At 46.1% G+C, this 15,465-nt stretch carries 17 protein-coding genes; 14 read left to right on the top strand and 3 right to left on the bottom strand.

The window, feature by feature from the left end; all coding sequences use genetic code 11:
• Positions 1 to 131 precede the first annotated feature (131 nt).
• From DEHRE_RS08305 to trxA, 11 genes are all read left to right on the top strand, one after another.
• A complete protein-coding gene (locus DEHRE_RS08305) occupies positions 132 to 569 on the top strand; it encodes a hypothetical protein (RefSeq protein WP_242836917.1) in 438 nt (145 codons plus the stop codon).
• A 34-nt stretch (positions 570 to 603) separates the two neighbouring features.
• A complete protein-coding gene (locus DEHRE_RS08300; RefSeq protein ID WP_019225951.1) occupies positions 604 to 951 on the top strand; it encodes a LapA family protein in 348 nt (115 codons plus the stop codon).
• Positions 952 to 960: 9 nt separating this feature from the next.
• The gene (recJ, locus tag DEHRE_RS08295; RefSeq protein ID WP_025205801.1) at positions 961 to 3,018 is read left to right on the top strand and encodes a single-stranded-DNA-specific exonuclease RecJ; all 2,058 of its coding nucleotides are present in this window, start codon (positions 961 to 963) and stop codon (positions 3,016 to 3,018) included.
• A gap of 18 nt (positions 3,019 to 3,036) precedes the next feature.
• A complete protein-coding gene (locus DEHRE_RS08290) occupies positions 3,037 to 5,205 on the top strand; it encodes a RelA/SpoT family protein (RefSeq protein ID WP_019225953.1) in 2,169 nt (722 codons plus the stop codon).
• Positions 5,205 to 5,654: a D-aminoacyl-tRNA deacylase gene (gene dtd / locus DEHRE_RS08285; RefSeq protein ID WP_019225954.1), complete on the top strand. Its 450-nt coding sequence runs from the start codon at positions 5,205 to 5,207 to the stop codon at positions 5,652 to 5,654. Before DEHRE_RS08290 ends, dtd begins: the two co-directional genes overlap by 1 nt.
• Before the next feature lie 97 nt (positions 5,655 to 5,751).
• Entirely contained in the window at positions 5,752 to 6,381 is a 630-nt protein-coding gene (locus DEHRE_RS08280) for an MBL fold metallo-hydrolase (protein ID WP_019225955.1), read from the top strand.
• Entirely contained in the window at positions 6,381 to 8,009 is a 1,629-nt protein-coding gene (gene hemZ, locus DEHRE_RS08275; protein WP_019225956.1) for a coproporphyrinogen dehydrogenase HemZ, read from the top strand. The genes DEHRE_RS08280 and hemZ overlap by 1 nt, the downstream gene beginning before the upstream one ends.
• Before the next feature lie 118 nt (positions 8,010 to 8,127).
• Complete coding sequence (hisS, locus tag DEHRE_RS08270) at positions 8,128 to 9,399, top strand: histidine--tRNA ligase (protein ID WP_019225957.1); 1,272 nt, start codon at positions 8,128 to 8,130, stop codon at positions 9,397 to 9,399.
• 4 nt (positions 9,400 to 9,403) lie between these two features.
• Entirely contained in the window at positions 9,404 to 11,191 is a 1,788-nt protein-coding gene (aspS, locus tag DEHRE_RS08265) for an aspartate--tRNA ligase (protein WP_025205798.1), read from the top strand.
• 251 nt (positions 11,192 to 11,442) lie between these two features.
• Positions 11,443 to 11,718, top strand: coding sequence for a metal-sensitive transcriptional regulator (locus DEHRE_RS08260; RefSeq protein WP_019225960.1), 276 nt, complete (start codon positions 11,443 to 11,445; stop codon positions 11,716 to 11,718).
• A gap of 59 nt (positions 11,719 to 11,777) precedes the next feature.
• On the top strand, positions 11,778 to 12,107 hold the full coding sequence (trxA, locus tag DEHRE_RS08255) for a thioredoxin (protein WP_019225961.1): 330 nt from the start codon (positions 11,778 to 11,780) through the stop codon (positions 12,105 to 12,107).
• 116 nt (positions 12,108 to 12,223) lie between these two features.
• Here the strand turns inward: trxA and DEHRE_RS08250 are convergent, their stop codons facing one another.
• Both DEHRE_RS08250 and DEHRE_RS08245 read right to left on the bottom strand, forming a co-directional pair.
• The gene (locus tag DEHRE_RS08250) at positions 12,224 to 12,733 is read right to left on the bottom strand and encodes a flavin reductase family protein (RefSeq protein ID WP_019225962.1); all 510 of its coding nucleotides are present in this window, start codon (positions 12,731 to 12,733) and stop codon (positions 12,224 to 12,226) included.
• Positions 12,734 to 12,982: 249 nt separating this feature from the next.
• The gene (locus DEHRE_RS08245) at positions 12,983 to 13,264 is read right to left on the bottom strand and encodes a hypothetical protein (protein WP_083221878.1); all 282 of its coding nucleotides are present in this window, start codon (positions 13,262 to 13,264) and stop codon (positions 12,983 to 12,985) included.
• 74 nt (positions 13,265 to 13,338) lie between these two features.
• Between DEHRE_RS08245 and DEHRE_RS15305 the strand changes: the two genes are divergently transcribed.
• From DEHRE_RS15305 to DEHRE_RS08235, 3 genes are read left to right on the top strand one after another with little or no spacing between them, the layout of a single operon-like run.
• A complete protein-coding gene (locus DEHRE_RS15305; protein WP_242836915.1) occupies positions 13,339 to 13,569 on the top strand; it encodes a hypothetical protein in 231 nt (76 codons plus the stop codon).
• Positions 13,566 to 14,768, top strand: a complete 1,203-nt coding sequence (locus DEHRE_RS08240) for a hypothetical protein (RefSeq protein WP_242836914.1) — start codon at positions 13,566 to 13,568, stop codon at positions 14,766 to 14,768. Before DEHRE_RS15305 ends, DEHRE_RS08240 begins: the two co-directional genes overlap by 4 nt.
• Entirely contained in the window at positions 14,765 to 15,067 is a 303-nt protein-coding gene (locus DEHRE_RS08235) for an EscU/YscU/HrcU family type III secretion system export apparatus switch protein (RefSeq protein WP_019225965.1), read from the top strand. The genes DEHRE_RS08240 and DEHRE_RS08235 overlap by 4 nt, the downstream gene beginning before the upstream one ends.
• On the opposite strand, the gene DEHRE_RS08230 is transcribed toward DEHRE_RS08235, so the two are convergent.
• A complete protein-coding gene (locus tag DEHRE_RS08230) occupies positions 15,064 to 15,378 on the bottom strand; it encodes a hypothetical protein (RefSeq protein WP_019225966.1) in 315 nt (104 codons plus the stop codon). The genes DEHRE_RS08235 and DEHRE_RS08230 overlap by 4 nt on opposite strands.
• Positions 15,379 to 15,465 lie beyond the last annotated feature (87 nt).

Raw genomic sequence — 15,465 nt, 5'->3', positions numbered from 1 at the left:
CTCGAATAGTAGCAGGGACTATTTTTTCATCAAGAGTTTATAAGATTTGACCGCAAAGTATAATTATTCCAGCGCGAACGGGGCAATACTATACAAGATTAGACATTGACAAAAAGCAGGGTGACGGATTGTTGTTTTGGAATCTGCTGGGTTTGGAATCAATCCTGATTTGTGCGGCGGGTATAACGCTTCTTGGTAACTACTCCGGTCTCGTGATTGCGGGCCTAATTGTATCTGCAGTCAATTTTGTGGTGAATGAACCAGGAAGTATTCTGTTCTGGGAAATCATCATTCTTGCCTATATATGTTTTGGATTAATTACGGCGTATCTGTTGAATAGGAAAACACACAATTTTCGTGTCCTCAAGGTAGCTGGCGGAAGTGTTACTTCGCTGTTCCTGTTTGGAATGCTACTGCCGTTTATACCGGCGATCCTGATTTGGACTGCTATTATAGGCATCCCGCTCGTTTTCAACTATCGGAGTATTTCCAGAGCGATTGTGCTTCAAGCAATTTTTAAGTTTATTTTTTGCACAGGTTGGCTTATTATAGGAAATATACTATATTAATGATACGAATTAATGATACAAAGGAGGGAAAAGTATGGTCATTTTGTTAGTTTCAATCATTATTGCGCTCATTGTGGTGATTTTTGCGGTTCAAAATGCAGCAGTTGTTCCAATCCATTTCTTATTCTGGACAGCAGATTTGCCGCTGGTTCTCGTTATTTTCTGTTCGGTCTTTGCCGGTGCCTTACTGATGTTCTGCCTTGCACTCCGCCGGGAATTGAAGTGCAGGAAAGAAACCAAAGTCAATAAACGATTTACCAGCAAAAGGGCTCCAGCTTCGGATGCTGATCCGATTGATATACCGCAGAAGGATAGTCAGAACAAAGACAGTCAAACTGTTGCCAAAGAAAATACTGCCGGCGCTTCTGAATATCAGAAATAGGAATGATTTATGGAAAACAACTTGTGGATTTTATCACAAAAAACGTATTCTGGTGAAGCATTTTTAGAAAAAGCGGGACTCTCCCGCAGTACCCTGAGTATTCTTCATAACCGGGGTTATTCTTCGAGAGACAGTGTTTTGGAATTTTTGAAGCCGTCGCTGCTGGACCTGCATTCTCCGTTCTTGTTTAAAGATATGGAGGTCATCCTGCAAAGGCTTGCCAAGGCCAGGACAGATCAGGAAAAGATTTTGATCTACGGGGATTACGATGCCGATGGTGTAACCGGAACAGCCTTACTGTATAAGGGCCTGATCAGTCTTGGGTATCAGGTCGTTGTCTATATCCCGAGCCGGGAAGAAGGCTACGGCCTGCACTCGGAAGCGATCGAAAAAGCAAGCCACAACAATGTCTCGTTGATGATTACCGTGGACTGCGGAATCTCAGCAGTTCAAGAAACGGCCTTTGCCAAAACTCTGGACATCGATATGATTATCACGGACCACCATGAACCACCGGATGAGCTGCCTTGTGCAGTCGGAATATTAAATCCCAAAATAGCGGATTCAGGTTATCCGTTTCCGCATTTGGCCGGTGTCGGGGTAGCCTTTAAACTCCTGCAGGCCTTATACGCACATTTAGGTTATTCTGAGGCGACATTTGGCTCGGAGAACGATTATCTTGATTTGGTCGCACTCGGAACGATTGCGGATATTGTCCCACTCGTCGGGGAAAACAGAATCCTTGTCAAAAACGGGCTGACCGTGATGGAAAATACCAGGCACTCCGGGATCAGGGCGATGCTGGAGGAATGCGGCCTTCTCGGCAAGAAGCTTAAGGCAGGTCAGATCTCGTTTATTGTTGCCCCGAGAATCAATGCCGCCGGGAGGATGGATACGGCGAGGCTGGCACTGAACCTACTGCTTGAAGAGAGCTATGATGATGCGCTGGAGATGGCCAGGGAACTTAGCAAGGAAAACAATCAGAGACAGCTTACCGAAAAGGAGCTCCTTTGTGATGCCGAACGCATACTGGCTGAAGGCCCGATACCCGATGTCATTGTCTTGTCCTCGCCAAACTGGCATCACGGGGTGATCGGCATTGTCGCTTCGCGGCTCGTGGAGCGCTACAAGCGGCCGGTCTTCCTTATTGCCGAGGAAGGAGATACTGGGAAAGGCTCAGCCAGGGGAATCGCGGACTATCATGTTCTGGACGAATTAAAAAAACAGGCGGATACTTTAAGTAAATTTGGCGGTCATAAGCAGGCAGCCGGATTTACGGTTCCTGTTGACCAGATCCCGCAGCTCAGGGAAGGACTTAACAATAGTTTTCTTGAACTTGGGATCATCTTTAAGGAACGTTTTCAGATCGATTCTATTATATCGTGGGATGAATTGAATGTTCAGTTATTGGAAGAGCTGGAACAAATGGCTCCGTTTGGGGCAGGAAATCCAGCACCTGTCTTAAGAACGGACGGCCTTGCCGTCCAAAGCGTTTCTGTTGTCGGTAAAGGCCGGGAACATTTGAAAATGACGCTCGCAGCAGCAAAGCTTAAACGGGAAGCTATGGCGTTTAAAAAGGGACAAGAATTTGATCTGGTCAAAAACATCGATATGATCGATATTATTTATAATCTTGAGCTGAACAGCTACGGTAATGTCGAAACCATCCAGGCCGTTGTCAAGGATTTCCGTCCTTCCGGTGTCGAAGCCGAGCAGGAAATCGCCTGTACGGCTGAGGGATATTCCGAATCGGAGCCAGCCATTAGTGGGAGCCTTCCGGATTTCGAGACTGCCGCTTTCAAAGAAAAGATTTCGGCACCGCGTCTTTCCAGAAAGATGCTAGCGGATTTCTATCGAAACCTTAAGCACATAACGGATGAACGCGGTTTTATTTGGTGGGGACCGTCTGCGGAAAAACCTGGAATGCAGCTGAACATCATGAAAATATTCGAGGAACTTGGCATCATCAGCTGGTATGGCGGAACAGGCCCGTATTTATTTAAATTAAACAATATCGAGAAAACCTACTTGCAGACTTCTTTGCGTTTCAGAGTCTGGAGCGAATAGGAACCCAGAGGTGGCTTAATGAATTTTCAACAACTGAAGGAAACATTGATTTCCAATAATGCGCAATACAACCTGGAAAAAATTGAAGAGGCCTATGAATATGCGGAACTTGCCCATCGCGGCCAACTCCGCAATTCCGGCGAAAAGTATATCTATCATCCGCTGGAAGTCGCCTCGATTCTTGCCGAATTGGAGATGGACGATTCGACGATCATTGCTGCGCTGCTGCATGATGTCGCTGAAGATACGAACAGGACGCTTGAAGATATCCGTAAGAATTTTGGCGATGAAGTTGCGGGACTCGTCGATGGGGTAACCAAACTCGGCAAAATTTCGTACAAGAGCAAGGTTGAAGTTCAGGTTGAGAACTTAAGGAAAATGTTTCTGGCAATGGCCAAGGATATTCGGGTTATTTTAATCAAGCTGGCCGACCGCCTGCACAATATGCGGACCCTGAAATATCAGTCTGAATCTAAACAAAAGGAAATTGCGCAGGAGACGATCGAGATCTATGCGCCCTTAGCCAATAGGCTCGGGATATTCAGGATCAAGTGGGAGCTGGAAGATCTCGCTTTTCGCTATTTGCATTCGCAGGAATACTACGATTTAGTTGAAGGTATTTCTTTAAAGAGAAAAGAAAGACAGGAACAGATCGATGAGGTGATCGAACAGCTTAAAATCAGGCTCGATGAAGTCGGAATTGAAGCCGATATTGCCGGCCGTCCGAAGCATTTCTTTAGTATCTATAAAAAGATGCTCGATCAGAACAAAGATCTGAGTGAAATATTCGATTTGACGGCAGTCCGGGTCATTGTCAAAACTGTGAATGACTGCTACGGAGCACTGGGGGTTATTCATACCCTATGGAAGCCTATTCCCGGAAGGTTTAAAGATTATATTGCGATGCCGAAACCGAATATGTACCAGTCCCTGCATACGACATTAATCGGAAACCACGGGGACCCGTTTGAAATCCAGATCCGGACCTGGGAAATGCACCGGACGGCTGAATACGGGATTGCTGCCCACTGGAAATACAAAGAAGGCAAAAAAATTGAGAGTAATTTCGAACAGAAACTATCCTGGATTCGCCAGCTCCTGGAGGTACAGCATGACTCCAAGGACGATGCCGGCGAATTTATGGAATCGCTGAAAATAGACTTGTTTGCGGATACTGTGTTTGTATTTACACCCAAAGGCGATGTCGTTGAATTGCCGGCCGATTCCTGTCCGATCGATTTTGCGTATCGGGTTCATACGGATGTCGGTCATAGCTGTATCGGTGCTAAAATCAACGGAAGAATTGTTCCACTTGACACCAAATTGAAAAACGGGGATATTGTTGAAATTCTGACAACCAAGACGCCCACCGGCCCAAGCAGGGACTGGGTCTGCCTCGTAAAGACCTCTCAGGCCAAAAATAGAATCCGCCAGTGGTTTAAGAAAGAAAAAAGAGAAGAGAATATTATCAGAGGACGTGAAGGCCTCGAGCGTGAAGCCAGGAAGCTTGGTCTTGAACCGTCAACAGCCTTAAAATCAGAAAACATGATCAAATTAGCCAAGAGCTTCAGTTTTAACAACATTGATGATCTATATGCGGCAATGGGTGATGGTGCGATTACTTTTAAAAAGGCCCTGGGCCGTTTGAAGGAAGAAATCCTGAAAGAAGAGCTGAAAACACCGCTTCTTCCGATTCAGGCAGAACACAAGCACCAGGTGAAGCATTCTCAGGGAGTATCGGTCAAGGGGGTAAACAATATCCTGATCCGGTTTTCCCGGTGCTGCAATCCGCTTCCCGGAGATTCAATCATCGGCTATATAACGAGAGGGCGCGGCGTATCAATCCACAGGGCGGACTGCTCGGAGCTCGTTGGCCTTACGGCAGAAGAGCAGGAGCGGATCGTTGAGGTTGAGTGGGAAGCCGCTGTCGAGTCAATCTATCCTGTAGACATCGAGATTATCGGTCTGGATCGCGTGGGTTTGGTCAGCGATATCATGAACGTAATTACCGAAACACGGACCCATATGCTCGGAATGAGTGCCCGGGTAGGCAAAGACCGCGTCTCCCATATCCGTCTGAGAATCGAAGTGAAAAACCTTGACCATTTAAACTTTGTTCTTAACAAGTTCCGTAAAGTCAAAGATGTTACCGTAGTCGAGAGAATTCAGGGTGGAGGAAACACTTGATGCGGGGTGTTGTACAAAGGGTCAAAAGCGCAGCCGTACGGGTTGAGAATCAGACTGTAGGCCAGATTGGGGTAGGACTCATGGTTCTGATCGGGATCGGACAGGAAGACAACAGGGACGATGTCAAGTGGCTTGCTGATAAAATCTTAAATTTAAGAGTATTTGAAGATGATCAGGCTAAAATGAATCTGTCGGTGGCCGATGTCGGCGGAGAACTACTGCTCGTGTCCCAGTTTACTTTGTTCGGTGACTGCCGGAAGGGTAGGAGGCCAAGCTTTTCTGAGGCAGCTCCCCCGGAAACGGCCAGAGCAATGTTTGAAAGCCTGACAGAGTACCTGCAAAAAACCGGGATTAAGGTTGAAACGGGCCTTTTTCAGGCCGACATGGACGTCGAACTGGTTAACCACGGACCGGTTACGCTGTTGCTGGACAGTAAGAAACAGTTTTAACTAGTAGATTGATTCGTAAATACGGTTATCAACTTAGCTTTGGCTCGGGTTAGCAGTATATTGATGAAAGTATATTATTTAGAGGTGGCGATATCGCTTGATTGAAAGAATAGTTATGCCTGTCTTGGGTGTGAACTGCTACGTGCTGGCTTGTGACAAGACTAAAAAGGCTGCAATCATCGATCCCGGATCGGGTAGTGCGATGATCAAGGATTTGCTGAGGAGGCATAACCTCGAGGTTGAACGGATCATCTTGACGCACGGACATTATGACCATATCGGGGCAGCTGAAGAATTGAGAAAAACCCTGCATGCTGAAGTCGCCGTCCACAGGGAGGATGCAGGGATGCTGACGGATCCTCAGAAAAACCTTTCCAGAATGTTCAGTAAGGACTATGTGATGTCCCCAGCTGAAATACTGCTGGAAGACGGTCAGGAATTCTTTATTGGTGAAGTTCAAATGAAAGTAATCCATACACCGGGACATACACCGGGCGGCATCTGCCTGCTGACGGACGGTGTACTGTTCAGCGGGGACACGCTCTTTGACTGTTCCATCGGCAGAGCGGATTTTCCAGGGGGGGATTTTCATAAACTACTCAGCAGCATCCATGATAAACTGATGGTTTTGGATGACCAAATCCTGGTCTATCCCGGACATGAATCCTTTACATCCATTGGCCGGGAAAGGGCCAGAAATCCATATATCAGTGGAGACCTGGCCTGATGGAGGAAAGCATTCTTCTTTGCAGTTCCACAATCGATCCGAAAATGCTGACCAGCTGCTCACAAATCATAGCAGCTTTTTTTCCGGGAAAAAAGTTTAGAACAGGCAGAAATCTCATGGCAGGAGAGTTATCTTCCGACGTACTATCGGATGACATGCCATCAGCCGCCATTCGATCCGATGCTGGAATAATGCGGTCTGCCGCTGATAATGAACGGTCTGATGCTGAAGGTTTTTGCTTGAACATAGAGTCCGTGAATACTGCCTCGGAAAAGGTTTATGAAATCTGCCTAACCGACAGAACTACCGGAAAAAAATATGCGAAGGCAGTGCAGACGGGATCAGCGGATGATTTCTACAGACTGAAGCTTCCCGGCAAAGAACCGCTGTCCCAGATCATTTTAAAGAGAGGATTATGTACATTTTTATCCGAATATACCGGAAAAAAGCTTCCATGGGGAAGTCTGACCGGGATACGGCCTGGTAAAATCATCGGCAAAATGACCGATCTCGGATATGACGAAGGACAAAAGAATAAAATCCTGCGAGAACTTTACCTCGTTGACCAGGAAAAGGTGAGCCTGCTTCACCAGATCGAACAGGTTCAGCAGCCTTTCCGTCAAACGATGAAAGAAGCCGAGCATTTTGCCGGCGTTTATCTTGCGATACCCTTTTGTCCGTCCCGCTGTTTCTACTGCTCGTTTCCGTCCAACTCCCTGGCTGGGAAGCAAAGCGAACAGCTTTGCCGGTATCTGAAAGCTCTGAAGAAGGAAGTCAAACTAACCGGGGAAATGATGCGGGGACTGGGTATGAAGGCCGATAGCCTTTATATCGGCGGTGGTACACCGACGGTGCTAAGCGCTGCCGACCTGCAGATGCTGCTGGAAACCATCCGTGACGAGATTCCACAGGCTGAGCGGTGTGAATATTCTGTTGAGGCCGGTAGACCAGATACGATTGACTATACCAAACTGACAGTCATGAAGAATTTTGGGGTGAGCCGGATAAGCGTTAACCCTCAGACCATGCAGGAGGCAACCCTGCCCGTGATTGGACGCAGGCATACGGCCGCCGATATCCGGGAATGTTTTCTTCTAGCCAGAGATGTTTCCGACTGGGTGATCAATATGGATTTGATCCTTGGACTGCCGGGTGAAGGATCTGAGGAAGTCCTGGACAGTGTGGAAAAAGTACTGGCTTTGCAACCGGATAACATTACCGTCCATGCCCTGGCGCTGAAACGAGGCTCTGCGGCCTGGGAGAACCATTCGGCTTCAAACCGTGAAGATGCTATAGACTGGCAGGATATTCAGCGCGAAGTCCATCGCAGGATTCAACAGCGCGGATATATTCCGTATTATCTGTACCGACAAAAGTATATTGCCGGTAACCTTGAGAATATCGGCTATGCCCTGCAGGGCAAAGAATGCCGCTATAATATTGCGGTGATCGAAGAACAGCAAAATATCATTGGTCTTGGCGCAGGCAGTGTCAGCAAAATACGGAAGAGGGGTTCCGGCCATGAGAATATCTATCATCCGCTGGACCTGCAGTGTTATGAGGACCAACTGATGCAGGTCCACCAAAAAATAAAGCAATCATTAACAGATTTTTTGCCTGTTTTATGAAAAAATACAGAATCCTGATGAGACTGAAGGATAATTGTGTTATAATAGATAAGCTTATTTTTTAGATTGGACACGCCGGATGATCTGGTGATCTACCGTTGTGCAGGAGGAAATGATCATGTCGATTCAACGGCCGAAAGGTACACAGGATATCATTCCGGGTACCATAGAAAAGTGGCAGTTTCTCGAAGAACAAATCCGGAAGATTTGTTCCGAGTATGGATATAAAGAAATCAGAACACCGGTCTTTGAGGCGACCGAACTTTTTCAGCGCGGCGTCGGAGAGACAACGGATATTGTCAATAAAGAAATGTATACCTTTATGGACAAAGGGCAGAGATCCATCACACTGCGTCCTGAAGGGACGGCTTCCGTCTGCAGGGCGTATACCGAGAACAAGCTTTATGCGCTGCAGCAGCCGGTCAAAATGTATTACCTCGGCCCGATGTTCCGCTATGAGAAGTCCCAGGCCGGACGCTTCCGGCAGTTCCACCAGTTCGGAGCAGAGGTGCTCGGTGGAGAGGATCCACTTGTCGATGCTGAAATCATCTGTCTGATCTGGGATTTTTTTGGCAGGATCGGCCTTAAGGGACTCGTGGTTGAGATCAATTCCGTGGGCTGTCCAACGTGCCGGGCTGAGCACAGGATTAGGCTGCAAGAGTTCCTGCAGGAACGCAAGGATGATCTTTGTCCGGATTGCCAGAACCGCTTTACCAAAAATCCGATGCGGATTTTAGACTGTAAGAACAGTTCCTGTCAAAAGCTGACGGAAAATGCTCCGACGACCCTGGATACGCTCTGCGTAGACTGTGCGGAACATTTCGCGAAGACTCAGGAATATTTAAATATCGCTGGGATTGCCTACCGGATTAATCCCAGAATGGTTCGCGGGCTGGATTATTATCAAAAAACAGCCTTTGAAGTCACAGCTGAAGGTATCGGCGCCCAGAACGCGATTTGTGGTGGCGGGCGTTATGACGGTCTTGTCCAGGAAATTGGCGGTCCGGCCACACCGGGAATTGGTTTTGCCATGGGACTGGAACGTATTCTGAGTGTCATGGAAAAGCAGAGTGTTGAAATGTTGCCTGAGGTTGAAGCGCCGGTCGTGATTGCAGCGCTGGGTGAGGCGGCCAGACAGGAAGGGTTCAGACTTTTAGGTGATCTGCGGCAGGCCGGGATGCCGGCAGTCATGGACCTTCTTGGAAAAGGGCTTAAAGGTCAGCTTAAATATGCAGACAGGGAACAAGCCCGCTATGTACTAATATTGGGTGACGATGAGCTTGCCCGGAAAATGGTGATCGTCCGCGATATGCGGTTGGGAGAACAGCAGGAAATCCCGCTGGATCAAATCAAAGCTTTTTTGTTGAATCATACGAAATGTGAAATGTAGGAGGATGTCCATGTTAGCAGAAAGAATCGGAGCGGGTACGCTGAACAGGAAAAATGCAGGCGAAAAAGTAAAGTTGTTGGGTTGGGTTCAGACCAGAAGAGACCATGGAGGCGTCATTTTCGTTGATTTGCGCGACAGGTCCGGTATCGTCCAGATTGTCTTCAATCCGGATATGCCTGCAAACGCTTTTAATCAGGCTGAAAAACTCCGCTCGGAGTATGTGATAAAGGCCGAAGGTCTCGTTCGGGTGAGACCTGAAGGTTCAGAAAATCCGAATATGGTTACCGGAGAAATTGAAGTTGTGATTGAAAACCTGGAAATACTCAATAAAGCGAAAACTCCGCCTTTCTATATCCAGGACAATGTGGATGTCGATGAAAGTGTCAGGCTGAAACACCGCTATCTTGATCTCCGCCGGACCGAAATGCAGAACATCTTTAAGATCAGACACCAGGTCACGAAAATCATGCGTGATTTTCTGGACAGTGAGGGGTTCCTGGAAATTGAAACGCCAATTCTGGCTAAGTCAACACCGGAAGGGGCCAGAGACTATCTCGTGCCCAGCCGCGTGAATCAGGGAACATTTTATGGGCTGCCCCAATCACCGCAGATCTTTAAACAGTTGTTGATGGTCGCTGGCATGGAAAAATATTTTCAGATCGCCCGCTGTTTCCGCGATGAAGACTTGCGTGCGGATCGCCAGCCGGAATTTACCCAGCTCGATTTGGAGATGTCCTTTATTGAGATTGAAGACCTTTTGCCGATGATGGAGAACCTGATTGCTAAGATATTCAGGGAAGTCAAAGGTATTGAGATTCCGCTTCCCATTCCGCGGCTGACCTATCAGGAGGCGATGGAACGCTATGGTTCGGACAAGCCGGATACCCGCTTTACCATGGAACTGATTGATGTGGCTCCGGTTGTCAAAGATTCCGGATTTAAAGTATTTGCCGACGTTGTCGCAAAGGGCGGCAGAGTTAAAGGAATCTGCGCCAAAGGCTGTGCCGGTATGCCGAGGCGGGAAATTGACGCGCTAACCAAATTTGTCAGCATTTACGGTGCAAAAGGGCTTGCCTACATCGTGATGGATCCTGAAGGAATGAAATCACCGATTCTGAAGTTCTTCACCGAACAGGAGATTAACGCACTGTTGGCTGCGATGGAAGCAGAAACCGGAGACATCCTATTTTTCGTTGCCGATAAGGAAGCCGTCGTTCATAATGCGCTTGGAAACTTAAGACTAGAGCTGGCTAAACGAATGGAGCTTATTCGGGAAGATATGATTAACTGTCTTTGGGTTACGGAATTCCCGCTCTTTGAATATGATGAAGAAGAAAAACGCTATGTGGCGATTCACCATATGTTTACCAGTCCGATGAATGAAGATATTGCCCTCCTGGATTCCGATCCGCTGAAGGTAAGAGCAAAGGCTTATGACATGGTCCTGAACGGAATGGAACTCGGCGGAGGAAGCATCCGGATTCACCAAAGGGATGTTCAGGAAAAAATCTTTGACCTGATTGGTTTGAGCAGTGAAGAGGCCAAAGAAAAATTTGGCTATCTGCTTGAAGCGTTCGAATATGGCACACCACCCCATGGGGGAATTGCGTTTGGGCTGGATAGACTTACGATGATTCTTTCCGGACGGGACAATATCCGCGATGTCATCGCATTTCCGAAGACCCAGAGTGCTTCATGTCTGCTGACCCAGGCGCCTTCACCGGTCGTGGACAGCCAACTCAAAGAGCTTCATATTAAACTGGACCTGAAAGCAAAACAGCCTTCTAATTAATCATTTATCATAATTAACTATTAATTTAATTCATCTTATCTTATTAAAAGAACTTTCGATAAGGGCTTTGCCGGTTTATTATTCATAAAAAACAGGCATAATATATTTCATATCCGGCAAAGCCTATGTAATATCTTTGAATATCCTGAAATGTCCAGAAATATCCTGCAAAGCCTCTTGACAGAATAACCAGACTGACCATATAATAATCTTAGAACATACCCCTATGGGGTATAGAGGCGAGGGGTAAGATGGAACCAAAGAAAAAAAGTGGGCCGGGAAACGATATCATGATCAGATTGAAACGGATTGAGGGACAGGTCAAAGGGTTGCAGCGTATGCTTGATGAAGAAAAATGCTGTTCTGATATTCTGGTTCAGGTTGCGGCAGTCAAAGCAGCAATTAATAAAGTTGGCATTATGATTTTTGAAGAGCACTCCAGAACCTGCTTGAAAGGTGCGCTTGAAGCGGAAAATGATAAAGCCCTGGATGATCTGATTGATATGATGAACCGGTTTGTCCATTAATCATACGGACAAACAAACGAATTTTTCTATGGTGATGTTAAGAAATGGAGGGATTTAAGATGGCAGGTGTTAATGTCAAAACGTTTACAGCCGGAAACTGGCAGAGTGACGTACTCAGTTCAAGCCAGCTGGTATTGGCCGATTTTTGGGCTGCCTGGTGCGGACCTTGCAGAATGATAGCTCCTGTAGTGGAAGAACTGGCAGATGAATATGCCGGTAAAGTAACCATCGGCAAATTAAATGTGGATGAGCAGGGAGAAATCGCCGAGAAATACGGCGTAATGAGTATCCCGACACTGCTGCTGATTAAAAACGGTGAAATCGTTGATAAGATCGTCGGCTTCAGAGGAAAACCGGATCTGGTTAAAGCCATTGAAGCGAAGATGTAAGCAAATAAAATAAGATCCGTATGATTAAAGGCGCCTCAAAAAATGAGGCGTCTTTCAATTTGGCTCACGTCGCTGTGTAAGTCAACAATATTTAAGTTTTTTATGCCAGCAGCTTGTTATTTAGCATAGCACTGAATGATTTCGCCGACATAAACACGGTGATAATCATTTTGCTTATAATTACTTTCAATCGCGGGATCAAGAAAATGACTTGGGTCTAAATCTTGATAATACAGCTTCTTGCATTCCAGAACGAGCCTTGCTTCTTCAAAATAGACGGATCCGGACATGCTTTCAACGGGTGTAATCCCGGTAGCGGAAGCTTTGTCCACATCTCTTCCGGAATTTGCTCCACAGAAAGATAAAGCCTTTCGATAGTCTTCTTCAAAAAACGAAAGCGTGAAAGTATCGTTTTCTTCCATAAACTGATAGGTATAACGCGAAGGCCGGACAAAACAGAAGCATACCTTTTTATTCCACAAGACTCCGAATCCACCCCAACTGGCCGTCATCGTATTATACTTTTCTATATTTCCCGCTGTGATCAGCATCCAGTCCTTTCCGACCAGTTTAAAGGAGTTATCCGTTAACTGCTCAGGTTCCACTAACTTAAATTCATTATTCATCACAATATCTCCTATTGATATTTATTTTTGTCTTATTATCCAAATAAGACGTTGGTAACCTACAATTAAGACATTCAATATTCTACTATATAAATGAACGGGATATTACATAACAAACGTGCTTTAAGCATGAGATCAGTCTGTGTGCCACAGTTCCGCTGCGAGCGGAGCACGATGCGAAGCGCGGACTTTTTAAGGATTGAGCCATCCATGGCACGCGGGTATTGTGGTATGCAGACTTCCCCCGGATTATTCAAAATTCCTTAATGCATCCAACCGTTTATTCCTAAAATAAAGCCCCGTATCAACTGCGATCAGGCAAAAATTCAGGATATATAGTATAATGACATAATCGAACGAATAAATCATCTTGTGCAGGATGCCGGATAAATAGCCGATAAGTAATACAACCAGGAAAAACAGGCTTTTTCCTTTTGCTGTTCCGGCTTTGTAGGACGAGTAGATCGAAAAAGGCCAGGCCGAACCAAAACATAGCAGCATAATCGTTTCAAAAATACTCAACACAATCATTCCTTTAATTCTAGACTACGATAATTTTTGTTTATCATTTTATTATGGTAGATTTTTTTGCGAGGGAGTCTCTAATGATCATAAACAATATCCAGAGCATTGGCAAGATTTCTCCTTTGATAGATTTTACACAATTGAAAACCGGACAGCTTCTTCCGGTGGAAATTATCAGCAGAAATGGGAACCAGGAAGGACTGATCTCCATTGCCGGGCAAAAATTAAAGCCCAGCTGGAACCGCAGTTTCTGGAAGGTGAAAGATTTCTGGCGGTTGTCAAAGAGGTCAATACGGAAGGCGTTGTTTTGAGCCGGGTTAGTCAGAGCACCGGCCAGTTGAGCAGCTTGTCTGCGGAACAACTGTCTTCAATGATAACCAAAGGATTTGGCCTTTCAGCCGATGAAGCGGACTTTCTGGTCAACAGCATGGTCAATCAGAACACGGCAGCAGGCAGCAAGAGTGCTCCGCCTGAAATACTATACCAGGCCGCTGATAAGCTGTGGACGATTTTGCGGGAAGGAAAAAACCAGGGTAATTTATTAAGCAAGACAGCTTTCGGAACAGCGCCGCAGGAGACAAATGCCGGCGCAGGACAGGTATCCAGCCAGGCAGCCAGGCAAGCTCTTCGGTTGACCCCGGAGCAGATCACAACGATTCTAAACAGGGGAATTAACCTAACTCCTGAGATCTCTGTCATCTTGGCAAAATATCTGAATCAGCAAAACAGCAGTGTTCTTAAAACGATGCTATCGGATCAAAATTCTGCAAATCAGAGCTCAATAAATCAAAGTTCAACGAGTCAAAGTCCAGTAGATCAGAAATCCCCGCTCAGCACGCTTGCAGACCTGCTTTGGAAGATTATCCCGAAGTGGGAGGATACCAGCGGTGAGCAGTTTGAAAATATCCTGCATTATTTCAAAAGCCTGGGTCTCGAGCACGAGAATCAGCTGCTGTTTAAATTAAAAAATAATGCCGGTCAGGAAGCAGAACAAACGGAAAATGTAAAAACAATGCTCTTAAACGCGCTGGCTGAAGATTCTGCCTCTCCTGAAAAAAGCGCGCTGAAGGGCTTTCTGGATGAGATTACCGGACAGCAGATCTGGATCCAGACCGGGAATAAAGAAAATGCCGCATATTTTCTTATGCATATCCCGCTGCAAAATAACAATGAGATATATAATTGTTTGCTTGCCGTGGAGAGTTCCCGCAAAGGCCATAAGATGGATATTGAACACTGCCATCTGGCGCTGCAGGTCGAGACGGAACACCTTGACCAGCTCGGAGCCGACCTTACGCTTTACGACAACAAACTACATATCTGCCTCTTAAATGATCATCGCGAGGAGCTGAATCCACTCATTGAAGATATCTATGATCAAATCAAGCAGGGCTTCGCGGATATTGGCTTATCTTTAGAAAAAATATCGCTGAAGACCTACGATGAATTTCCCCAGTTTGCGCATTTCCTGGCCGGAAAGAACTTTTCAGGGGTGGATATCAAAGGATGAAAAGGGAAAGTCCAAGTAGTAAAAAACAAAATATGAAAAAAGCTGCTGCTCTGGCCTATGATCATGTTGGTGCTCCGAGGATTGTCGCCAAAGGCGAAGGGTATATGGCCAAAAAAATAATCGAATTGGCTGAAGAGCAGGGCATTCCGGTCCAAAATGACGACACCCTTGTAGAAGCCTTGATGCAGGTAGAGATGTCCAAAGAAATACCGCCTGAGCTTTATCAGGCGGTTGCTGAAGTACTGGCTTTTATTTATCGCTTGGACAAAATGAAGGGGACGAAAAAGGATACGCCTTAAACTGATTTTGGCTTAGTCCTTTTATTTAAATGCCTTTGGGCAAATATTTCGGCCACGCGTTCATTGCTGCCCAGCACAAGTCCATGCAGACGCCATTCCCGGAAAGTATGCCAGAATTTTTCTTCGGAGATACTGACCGTATACTTTTCGGATTCCTCGTCATGCGGCCAAAAAACATCGATCCAGAGCTTCCCCTTGTTGGTCAAAAATAGAATAAAGTGATGCAGTTCTGTATTCACTGAGGCAAGATCTCGGATCAGGATGTGAGAGCGGCCGTCGGGGAAATCCGTTCGCAAATAGATTGGCTTCATTCTTTTCCTCCTAAAATTTGTATGATTTGATTGATTTGGCACCAGTCAAGTTTTCTTTATGAATCTTCTCTGTATTTAGTTTATTAG

Origin of the sequence: Dehalobacter restrictus DSM 9455 (genome assembly GCF_000512895.1) — a bacterium.
In the GTDB taxonomy this organism is placed as follows: domain Bacteria; phylum Bacillota; class Desulfitobacteriia; order Desulfitobacteriales; family Syntrophobotulaceae; genus Dehalobacter; species Dehalobacter restrictus.
The sequence above is the reverse complement of the archived record's forward strand: the minus strand, read 5'-3'. Positions and strand labels throughout refer to the sequence as shown.

Bases quoted from the DNA above. Each gene is read 5' to 3' on its own strand.
- DEHRE_RS08300 (WP_019225951.1), top strand. From the start codon at position 604: ATGGTCATTTTGTTAGTTTCAATCATTATTGCGCTCATTGTGGTGATT.
- recJ (WP_025205801.1), top strand. From the start codon at position 961: ATGGAAAACAACTTGTGGATTTTATCACAAAAAACGTATTCTGGTGAA.
- DEHRE_RS08290 (WP_019225953.1), top strand. From the start codon at position 3,037: ATGAATTTTCAACAACTGAAGGAAACATTGATTTCCAATAATGCGCAA.
- dtd (WP_019225954.1), top strand. From the start codon at position 5,205: ATGCGGGGTGTTGTACAAAGGGTCAAAAGCGCAGCCGTACGGGTTGAG.
- hemZ (WP_019225956.1), top strand. From the start codon at position 6,381: ATGGAGGAAAGCATTCTTCTTTGCAGTTCCACAATCGATCCGAAAATG.
- hisS (WP_019225957.1), top strand. From the start codon at position 8,128: ATGTCGATTCAACGGCCGAAAGGTACACAGGATATCATTCCGGGTACC.
- aspS (WP_025205798.1), top strand. From the start codon at position 9,404: ATGTCCATGTTAGCAGAAAGAATCGGAGCGGGTACGCTGAACAGGAAA.
- DEHRE_RS08260 (WP_019225960.1), top strand. From the start codon at position 11,443: ATGGAACCAAAGAAAAAAAGTGGGCCGGGAAACGATATCATGATCAGA.
- trxA (WP_019225961.1), top strand. From the start codon at position 11,778: ATGGCAGGTGTTAATGTCAAAACGTTTACAGCCGGAAACTGGCAGAGT.
- DEHRE_RS08250 (WP_019225962.1), bottom strand. From the start codon at position 12,733: ATGAATAATGAATTTAAGTTAGTGGAACCTGAGCAGTTAACGGATAAC.
- DEHRE_RS08245 (WP_083221878.1), bottom strand. From the start codon at position 13,264: ATGATTGTGTTGAGTATTTTTGAAACGATTATGCTGCTATGTTTTGGT.
- DEHRE_RS15305 (WP_242836915.1), top strand. From the start codon at position 13,339: ATGATCATAAACAATATCCAGAGCATTGGCAAGATTTCTCCTTTGATA.
- DEHRE_RS08235 (WP_019225965.1), top strand. From the start codon at position 14,765: ATGAAAAGGGAAAGTCCAAGTAGTAAAAAACAAAATATGAAAAAAGCT.
- DEHRE_RS08230 (WP_019225966.1), bottom strand. From the start codon at position 15,378: ATGAAGCCAATCTATTTGCGAACGGATTTCCCCGACGGCCGCTCTCAC.